At 61.6% G+C, this 9425-nt stretch carries 8 protein-coding genes; all 8 read left to right on the top strand.

Annotation, left to right across the window (positions count from 1 at the left end):
- Positions 1 to 704: VIT1/CCC1 transporter family protein (locus tag IB235_RS22965; RefSeq protein WP_225612563.1), on the top strand; the 704-nt coding region annotated here is incomplete at its 5' end.
- Between the two features lie 2 nt (positions 705 to 706).
- Positions 707 to 1084, top strand: coding sequence for a potassium channel family protein (locus IB235_RS22960; protein WP_192338702.1), 378 nt, complete (start codon positions 707 to 709; stop codon positions 1082 to 1084).
- A gap of 72 nt (positions 1085 to 1156) precedes the next feature.
- A complete protein-coding gene (locus IB235_RS22955) occupies positions 1157 to 2812 on the top strand; it encodes a bifunctional aspartate transaminase/aspartate 4-decarboxylase (protein ID WP_192338701.1) in 1656 nt (551 codons plus the stop codon).
- A 166-nt stretch (positions 2813 to 2978) separates the two neighbouring features.
- Positions 2979 to 3701 (top strand): FadR/GntR family transcriptional regulator, encoded by a 723-nt coding sequence (locus tag IB235_RS22950; RefSeq protein WP_370576979.1) that lies wholly within the window; start codon positions 2979 to 2981, stop codon positions 3699 to 3701.
- A gap of 11 nt (positions 3702 to 3712) precedes the next feature.
- Positions 3713 to 4915 (top strand): mandelate racemase/muconate lactonizing enzyme family protein, encoded by a 1203-nt coding sequence (locus IB235_RS22945; protein ID WP_192338700.1) that lies wholly within the window; start codon positions 3713 to 3715, stop codon positions 4913 to 4915.
- A gap of 202 nt (positions 4916 to 5117) precedes the next feature.
- The gene (locus IB235_RS22940; protein WP_192338699.1) at positions 5118 to 6743 is read left to right on the top strand and encodes an amidohydrolase; all 1626 of its coding nucleotides are present in this window, start codon (positions 5118 to 5120) and stop codon (positions 6741 to 6743) included.
- Between the two features lie 75 nt (positions 6744 to 6818).
- Positions 6819 to 8411 carry an ABC transporter substrate-binding protein gene (locus IB235_RS22935; protein WP_192338698.1) on the top strand — a complete coding sequence of 531 codons (1593 nt, stop codon included), beginning with the start codon at positions 6819 to 6821 and terminating at the stop codon, positions 8409 to 8411.
- Between the two features lie 75 nt (positions 8412 to 8486).
- On the top strand, positions 8487 to 9422 hold the full coding sequence (locus tag IB235_RS22930; RefSeq protein WP_192338697.1) for an ABC transporter permease: 936 nt from the start codon (positions 8487 to 8489) through the stop codon (positions 9420 to 9422).
- Positions 9423 to 9425: the final 3 nt, after the last annotated feature.

Here is a 9425-nt window from a genome sequence, read left to right as displayed (position 1 = left end):
GGGGTGCTGGTGCTGATGGTCTATGCGATCTTCGGCCTGACGCTTTACGTCCTGCCGCCCGCGCAATGACAACCGACACGACCCGCGTCCTTGACCCGGTTTCGCGCGCGACCGAGATCCTGTTCGGCCTGATCATGGTCCTGACCTTCACCGCCTCGCTGAATGTGACCGAGGCAAGTCGCGCTGACGTGCGGCTGATGCTGATCGCGGCGCTTGGCTGCAATCTTGCCTGGGGGCTGATCGACGCGGCGATGTATCTGCTGTCGACCCGCGCCGAAAAGGCCTTGGCGATGCGCATGATCGGAACCGTCCAGAACGCGCCCCCTGCGCTTGCCCGGCACGAGATCGCGGCCACCCTGCCCGCCTATGTCACAGCCTCTCTCGACGAAGACGATATCGAGCGGATCCGCCAACATCTTGCCTCTCTTCCCGCGCAGGATACGCACCCCGACGCCACCGACCTGCGCGCGGCGGCAATGGTCTTTGTGCTGGTCTTTTTCGGCACCCTTCCGGTCGCCCTGCCCTTCCTGCTGATCAAGGATGCCCAGTTGGCGCTGTGGCTGTCCCACGCCATCGCCCTCGCGTCGCTTTTCGTCGCGGGCAGCACATTGGGACGGCTTTGGGGGCGACCGTGGCGGGTTGGACTTGCCATGGTGGCAGTCGGACTTATCCTTGTTGGCATCGCATTGGCGCTGGGGGGCTGAACATGCGGCTTCTTCATGCCTATGCCACGCTGTTCTGGGCGGTCATCGCAGCCTTTCGCAGCACGCGCGTTCAGGCGCTGCTGCTGATCTGCGCGCTGATCGCGCTGGCGCAGGCGGCGGTTTTTGCCCGGCTCGAAGGCTGGCGCTTTCTGGACGCCTTCTATTTCGCGGTCGTCAGCATGGCCACGGTCGGCTATGGCGACCTTACCCCCCAGACACCGCTGGGCAAGATTTGCGCCATGGGTTTCCTGCTTGTCGGGATCGGGGTCTTTGTCCTGACAGTATCGTCCATCGCGCAAGTGATCCTGCAGCAGGTCGTGCAGGCCGAAGAAGCCCGCGACAATCCGCCTGACGATCCGGGCGGCGGTGACTCACGGTAATATACAGTCCGCCCGGTCCCCGCACATGCCCAGCTGGGTTAGGATGCGCGCAGCGCCAACGGAGGATCAGTCGTGCCAGACAAGATACAATTCGAAAGCCTTGCCGGACTCTCGCCCTTCGAAATCAAGGACGAGTTGATCAAGCTTGCTCGCGCCGGTGCCGAGAAATCCTCCGGCACTTTCCTGAATGCCGGGCGCGGCAACCCGAACTGGATCGCCACCCGCGCCCGAGAAGCGTTCTTTCTGCTGGGCCAGTTCGCCTTGACCGAGGCCAGGCGCAGCTACGACGACCCGGTTGCGGGGCTGGCAGGAATGCCGCCGCGCGACGGCGCGTATCAGCGCTTTACCCGCTGGATCGCCAAGCAGACCCGCATCCAAGAGGCGGATTGGGACGATGAGGATGGCATTCCTCCGGCCCGAACACTGGGCGATGCGGTCGAATTCGCCATCGCGAAGTTCGGCTTCGACCCCGATGCCTTTCTGCACGAACTGACGGACTCGATCATCGGCGACAATTACCCGGTCCCCGACCGCGCCCTGCATCACAATGAGATCATCACCCATGAATATCTGATGTGGGCAATGTGCGCGGGCCATCCTCCGGGGGTGAAGTTCGATCTGTACCCGGTCGAGGGCGGCACGGCGGCCATGTGCTACCTGTTCAAGGCCCTGAAGAACCAGCGGCTGCTGAATGCGGGCGATACAATCGCGCTGGCCACACCGATCTTCACGCCATATCTGGAAATGCCCGAGCTTGAGGATTACGGCCTGCACGTCATCCGCGTGAATGCCGAGCAGGAGGACAGGTTCCAGCTGACCGAATCCGACCTGACCGCGTTGGAGGATCCGGCGGTCAAGGCGCTGTTTCTGGTCAATCCCGGCAACCCTTCGGCTGCGGCGATGGACAGGGATTCGATCCGCCGTCTGGTCGATTTCGTCAATACCAAGCGCCCGGACCTGATGATCCTGACCGATGATGTCTATGGCACCTTTGTTCCCGACTTCGAGTCCATCCTTGGTCACCTGCCCCGCAACACCATCGGCGTCTATTCCTATTCCAAGTATTTCGGCTGCACCGGCTGGCGTCTTGGCGTGATCGCGGTGGCGCAGGACAATATCTTTGACGAAAGGATCGCCGCCCATCCTGCCGAGGTTCAGGCCCTGCTCGACAAGCGCTACCATGCGCTGACGCCCAAGCCGCGCGAGATCCGCTTCATCGACCGCATCGTTGCCGACAGCCGCGATGTCGCGCTGAACCACACTTCGGGCCTGTCCCTGCCGCAACAGGTGATGATGACGCTGTTCGGCCTGGTCGAGATGATGGATGCCGAAAAGATCTATCAAAAGGCCTGCATCGCCATCTGCGTGAAACGCTTCCGCAATCTGGTGGACGGGCTTGGCGTGGAATCCAATCCCGGCCCCTATTTCGACCACTATTACGGCGTGATCGACCTTGAATTCTGGTTGCGCAAATATGTGGGCGAGGATGTCGTGACCTGGGTCAAGCAGAACATCCACCCGCTCGACATCCCGTTCCGACTGGCCGAGGACCACGGCATCGTGCTGCTGAACGGCTCGGGTTTTGCCGCGCCGAACTGGTCGGTCAGGGTGTCCTTCGCGAACCTGAACGATGACGCCTATCTCTCGATCGGGCGGGCGGTCCGCTCAATCGCAAGGGGCTATGTGCAGGCCTATCAGGCAGCGACCGGCAAGACGGTCAAGCTTTAAGGAGCCGCTTCCGTTCGATGTGCCAATGTTGCGTCCCAGTGCTTCAGCACTGGGACGCAACAGCATTTGCGGCACCCGTTTCCCGAAGCCCCTTCCGCAATATCAAAACTGTTGCCCAATTCTTAAAAACTAGTCATACAAGTTTTGCAGATTCGGGAGACAGTATGTGACCGCGATTTCAGGTGATGACGCTGCAAGCCACGCCAGCGGTCTGGTCAGCAGCGCGATTGTGGCGATTACCCGGCATATTCGGGCGCATGAATTGAATCCCGGCGACCGCCTGCCCAGCGAAGCGGTTCTGTCGCGGGAATTGAGCGTCTCTCGCACCGTCGTGCGCGAGGCCTTCAGATCGCTGGCGGCGGTGCGACTGATCGATCTGAGCGCGGGCAAACGCGCGACTGTGGCGCAGCTTGACGACCGTGCCATGTCGCTCATGATCGAACATGGCGTCGATACGGCGCAAATCAGCATCAATCAGGTCTATGACGCGCGTCGCACCATCGAAATGCGCACCGCCGCGCTGGCCGCGCTACGCCGCACCGATGCGGAAGCGCGGCTGATCCTTGGTCACGCGCAGGCGATGGTCGATAATTTCTCTGACGCGGACAGCGTGATGGAAAGCGACCTGGCCTTTCATCTTGAGATCGCGCGCGCGTCGCGAAATCCGATCTTTTCCATCCTGATCGGGGCCTTTCAGGGGATCGCACGCCAAACCTGGCCGATTGGATGGCGCAGCCGATCCTCGGACGCCGAGCGACAGGCTATGAACAGGATCCATGTCGAGCTGGCCGAGGCGATCAGCGCGGGCGATCCGCAAGCCGCCAGCCAGCTCATGGCACGACATTTCGATGAAAGCGCCAAGGCACTTCTCGCCGCCGGAATTGCATAGAGGACAACCGGATGAAGATCACGAAACTTGAAACCGTTCGCATTGCCGAACGGCCGAACCTGCTTTGGGTGCTGGTGCATACCGACGAAGGATTGACCGGGCTTGGCGAAACATTCTTCGGCGCCGAAACGGTCGAGGCCTATATTCACGAATATGTCGCGCCGCGTGTGATCGGTCGCAATCCGCTGCAGATCGATCTGCTGGCGTCGGAACTGGTGGGCTATCTGGGCTTTCGTTCATCCGGCGCCGAGGTGCGGGGCAACTCCGCCTTTGACATCGCGCTGTGGGATATCTTTGGCAAGGCAACGGGCCAGCCGATTGCGCAGCTTCTTGGCGGTTTCAGCCGCAATGAAATCCGCACCTACAACACTTGTGCGGGGACCGAATACATCAAGAAGGCGACCGGCCAGACCACGGCGAATTATGATCTGTCGTCGGCAGCCATCCGCGACTACGACGATCTGAACGGCTTCCTGCATCGCGCCGACGAACTGGCCGAGTCGCTGCTGGAGGAAGGCATCACCGCAATGAAGATCTGGCCCTTTGACATCGCGGCGGAAAAGTCGCGCGGCCAGTATATCTCGATGCCCGACCTGAAAACGGCGCTGCAGCCGTTCGAGAAAATCCGCAAGGCCGTCGGTGACCGCATGGACATCATGGTCGAGTTTCACTCGATGTGGCAGCTTCTGCCGGCCATGCAGATCGCCAAGGCGCTGGAGCCCTATCAGACCTTCTGGCACGAAGACCCGATCAAGATGGACAGCCTTTCCAGCCTCAAGCGCTATGCTGCCGTTTCGCCCGCGCCGATCTCGGCCTCGGAAACGCTGGGCTCGCGCTGGGGTTTCCGCGATCTTCTGGAAACCGGAGCCGCTGGCGTTGTCATGCTGGACATCAGTTGGTGTGGTGGCTTGTCCGAGGCACGCAAGATCGCGGCGATGGCCGAGGCATGGCATCTGCCCGTCGCCCCGCATGACTGCACCGGCCCGGTCGTGCTTTGCGCCTCGACCCACCTGTCGCTCAATGCCCCGAATGCCCTGGTTCAGGAAAGCGTGCGCGCATTCTACAAGACGTGGTACCGCGACCTTGTCACCGCACTGCCCGAGGTGCGGAACGGCATGATCACCGTGCCCCCCGGCGCGGGCCTGGGCATGGAGCTGAACCCCGACCTTGAGAAGGCCTTTACGGTCTGGCGTCGTATCTCGGTCGCTGACTGATTTCGGACCGAAGGCTGCGTTTCGGATGCGGGCCCCAGCGGCTTGCATCCGTGCGTAAAGACAGGTCACTCGCTGCCGGAATGCAGCGACAAGAAGGTTCCGCAAGTCAATGCCTTGACAGCCTGCTGCATATTCTGAAGCATCCTGCCCTAATAACAGGCACCCGACTGCCGGGACCGACACAGGGAAGAGTGTTTCAATCATGACCTCAGCGATTGCTGCCGATCTCGTGCTTCGGCACGGGAAAATCTGGCCCGGCTATGGGTTGCCGCTGGCCGAATCTCTGGCGATTACCGGCAATCGGATTCTGGCGCTGGGAAGCGATGCCGAGATTGAGCCCCTGATCGGGGCTCAGACGAAAGTCGTCGATCTGGCCGGACGCTTTGCCATGCCGGGGTTGAACGACGCGCATCTTCATCTGATCTCGACCGGGCTGCTGCGCGGACAGGTCGATGCCACCGCGGATGCCGCGCCGACCCGTACGGATCTGCTCCACGCGCTTCAGGCCCGCGCCGCCACGACCCCGAAGGGAGAGTGGATCCGCGCGCGCGGCTTTGATCAAACCCGCTACCCGGATGGGCTGATGCCCACCGCTCAGGAACTTGACGCAGCGCTGCCCGATCATCCGGTTTCGGTGACGCGCGCCTGCGGCCATGTCACGATCGTCAACTCGTTGGCTTTCGCGCGGGCGGGGATCACGGCGGATACGCCTGACCCGGATGGCGGTGTCATCGGGCGCGAGAACGGGCAGCTGACCGGGATGCTGGCGGAAAACGCCCAGAATCTGGTCTATAGCGTGCAGCCGACGCCCTCGCTTGAGGAAATCATCGACGCGATCGAGGCGGGTGGCCAGCATCTTGCACAGTTCGGCATTACCTCGTGCATGGATGCGGCGACGGGCCAGATCGACGGCATGACGGAAATCCGCGCCTATCACCTTGCGCTTCGCGACGGGCGGCTGCCGGTCCGGGTCTGGGCCACGCTGCTGGGCGATCCCGGCTCATCCATCGTCGAGCCCTGCCATGACGTCGGCCTTGTCACCGGGGTCGGTAGCGACATGTTCCGCATCGGCGGCGTCAAGGTCTTTACCGACGGCTCGGCGGGTGGGCGCACGGCATGGATGCGCCAGCCCTATCACGGCCAGACCAACAATTACGGCGTCCAGATGCTGCCGGACGCGCAACTGTTCGAACTGGTCGATCGCTATACCTCGATGGGCTACACCATGGTCTGCCATGGCATCGGCGATGCCGCCATCGACCAGCTTATCCGCGCTTATGAGCGTGTCCGTGCCGCGAATCCGGATGACGCCCGTCGCCACCGGATCGAGCATTGCGGCTATGCCGATGCCGAGATGAACCAGCGGATGCTGGATTCCGGCATCCTGCCCGCGCCGCAACAGGCCTTCATCTATGATTTCGGCGATGCCTATGTCTCGGTTCTGGGACCGGAACGCGGCTTGCGGTCTTATCCGATCGCGACCTGGGACCGGTTGGGGATGAAGCCCTCGACCGGCAGTGACTCACCGGTCTGCTCTCCGAACCCGTTCCCGGATCTTTACGCGATGCTGACGCGCAAGACCCATAAGGGCACGGTGATGGATGCGTCCGAGATCCTGACGCCCGAACTGGCCCTGCGCGCCTATACCGAGCATGGCGCCTATTCGCAGGGGGCGGAAAAGGTAAAGGGACGGCTGGAGCCCGGAATGCTGGCAGATGTCGCGGTGTTCGATCAGGACCTGCTGACCGCCGATCCCGAGACGATCCTGCACCACACCCGTTGCGAGATCACGATTCTGGATGGGCGCATCGTTCACGACAGAAGCTGAGGCCCGGTGCGGGGAGGCATCGGTCCGCAAGACCACCAACAGAGGGGGCGCAATCGCGCCACAGGGAGGAAAGACATGCTGACCAGACTTAGCCTGATGGCGATGCTTGCGCTTGGGACGGCGACGGCCGCCCTGGCACAGGATGCGACACCCAAGGACGGGGGGACGCTGGTTTTCGCAGCGCCCTACGGCAACTCGATCACCTCGCTGGACATGACGGCGACGCCCCATACCCAGGACGAGATCGTCGGCAAGGCGCTGAACCGCTCACTGTACAAATGGAACCCGGACAGCGGCAAACCCGAGCTTGATCTGGCGGAATCGGTCCAGAAATCGGCGGATGGCAAGACCTATACCTACAAGCTGCGGGATGCGACCTTCCATAACGGCGACAAGCTGGACGCGGATGACGTGATCTGGTCCTACAACCGCATCGCCGATCCCAAGAAGGCCCTGCCCGCTGCCGAACAAGTGCTGCAGATTGCGGGCGTGGCCGAATTTCAGGCGGGCACGGCCGATCATATCGCCGGCATCAAAAAGATCGACGACAAGACCGTCGAGATCACCGTCACCAATCTGGCCGATCCCGGCTGGAACCTGATGTCCAACTATGCCCCGATCTACTCCAAGGACTATCCCGAGGATCAGCTGGCCTCGAAGCCGAACGGCCTTGGCCCGTTCAAGCTGGCGAATTACGTTCCCGGCTCCAAGGTCGAGCTGGTCAAGTTCGACGGCTATTACGAAACCGGCAAGCCGCATCTGGCCAAGCTTGACATCATGCTGATGGGCGAGGCCGCCGCCCGCGACGTTGCCTTCCGCAATGGCGAGATCGACGCGAACGTGCTGGGTCCGGTTCAGTACGAGGCCTATACGCAGGACCCGGCGCTCAAGGACCAGATCCTTGAAGTGGCCGAGGTCTATACGCGCAATATCGGCTTCAATCCCAAGATCGAGGCCTTCAAGGACAAGCGCGTCCGTCAGGCCATCAACCACGCGATCAACAAGGACGTGATCGTCCAGAGGCTGCTGAAGAACAAAGCCTATCCGGCGGTTTCATGGCTGCCGGTCTCGTCCCCGGCATTCGACAAGGACGCCAAGGCCTATGCCTATGACCCGGAAAAGGCCAAGGCGCTGCTGAAGGAAGCGGGCTACGAATCCGGTCTGAAATTCTCGGTCACGGCGACCGACAATGAAAGCTGGGGCCTGCCCATTGTCGAGGCGATCATCCCGATGCTGGCCAAGGTCGGGGTCGAGGTCACGACAGATCCGGTTGATGGTTCGGTCCTGTCCGACAAGATCCTGTCCGATAATTTCGACGGCTATATCTGGTCGAACTCATCGGGTCCGGACCCGCTGAAATATCTCAACTGCTTCCATTCGGCGACCTCGCAATCGGCCTGCAACTACGTCAAGTTCGCCAACCCCGAATTCGACAAGCTGATCGAAGCTGCCGGGAACGAAACCGATCCGGCCAAGCAGAATGATCTGCTTAAGCAGGCCAACAACCTGCTGCTGGAAGAGGCTCCGGTCTGGTTCTTCAACTATAACAAGGCCGTCATGGCCTATCAGCCCTGGGTACATGGGCTGAAGCCGAACGCGATGGAACTGGCCATTCAGGATTACGAAGACATCTGGATCGACGAGAACGCCCCGGCAACGCGCAAGTAACACTCAAAGGGAGGGGCCCGGAAATCCGGGCCCTTCCAGCCTTCCGCAGAATTCCACCAAAGGCAGAACCAGCAGATGATGCGTTTCATCCTTCGCCGGACGTTGCAGATGATTCCCACCATGCTGGCGGTCATTCTGATCATTTTCGTGATCTTCAGCGTCGTGCCCGGCAGTTTCATCACCTCGCTGATGTCCGAGGGCCGAAACGCCACCAATGCGCAGGTGCTGTCGCATCTGAATGAGCAGTTCGGACTGGATCAGCCGCTGCCGGTCCGGCTCTGGAACTACCTCTCGGGTCTGGCCCATTTCGATCTGGGCATTTCCTACCGCACCCGCGAGCCGGTCTGGAACGTGATCGAGCCGCGGCTCTGGCCCTCGATCAAGCTGGCGCTTTGCGCCATGGGCTTTGCGGCCTTCGTCGGGATTCCGCTGGGCTTTCTGGCCGCACTTAAACCCGGCAGCGTCTTTGACAGCGGCACGATGGTCGTCGCGGTCTCGGGTCTGTCGCTGCCGGAATTCTGGTTCGGGCTGTTGCTGATGTATGTCTTTGCGCTGAATCTGGGCTGGCTGCCCAGCTTCGGCTATCAGCCCGGCAGCATCCGGCACATCATCCTGCCCGCCATCGCGCTGGGGGTCGGACCGATGGCGCTGCTGGCACGGACGACCCGGGCGGGGGTGCTTGACGTGATGAACGCCGATTTCGTCCGCACCGCCCGCGCCAAGGGCCTAGCCGAGCCGCGGCTGGTGCGCAGCCATGTCGCCCGAAATGTGCTTGTTCTGATCCTGACGACGATGGGGCTGCAGATCGGCGCACTGATGGGACAGGCCATCGTGATCGAGAAGCTGTTTTCATGGCCCGGCATCGGTTCATTGCTGGTCGACAGCGTTTCCGTGCGCGACATCCCGGTGGTGCAAGGCGCGGTTTTGGTGATCGTGCTGTGGTTTCTGGTCATCAACATGCTGGTCGATATCGCCTATGCGCTGATCGACCCGCGCATCAAGGTGAGCTGAACC

Source organism: Paracoccus sp. PAR01 (assembly GCF_014851995.1).
Lineage (GTDB): Bacteria > Pseudomonadota > Alphaproteobacteria > Rhodobacterales > Rhodobacteraceae > Paracoccus > Paracoccus litorisediminis.
Note: the sequence above shows the minus strand (reverse complement) of the source record. Positions and strands in the feature narration are given on the sequence as shown.

Excerpts from the sequence above, each read along its gene's own strand:
- IB235_RS22960 (WP_192338702.1), top strand. The coding sequence starts at position 707 with ATGCGGCTTCTTCATGCCTATGCCACGCTGTTCTGGGCGGTCATCGCA.
- IB235_RS22945 (WP_192338700.1), top strand. The coding sequence starts at position 3,713 with ATGAAGATCACGAAACTTGAAACCGTTCGCATTGCCGAACGGCCGAAC.
- IB235_RS22940 (WP_192338699.1), top strand. The coding sequence starts at position 5,118 with ATGACCTCAGCGATTGCTGCCGATCTCGTGCTTCGGCACGGGAAAATC.
- IB235_RS22935 (WP_192338698.1), top strand. The coding sequence starts at position 6,819 with ATGCTGACCAGACTTAGCCTGATGGCGATGCTTGCGCTTGGGACGGCG.
- IB235_RS22930 (WP_192338697.1), top strand. The coding sequence starts at position 8,487 with ATGATGCGTTTCATCCTTCGCCGGACGTTGCAGATGATTCCCACCATG.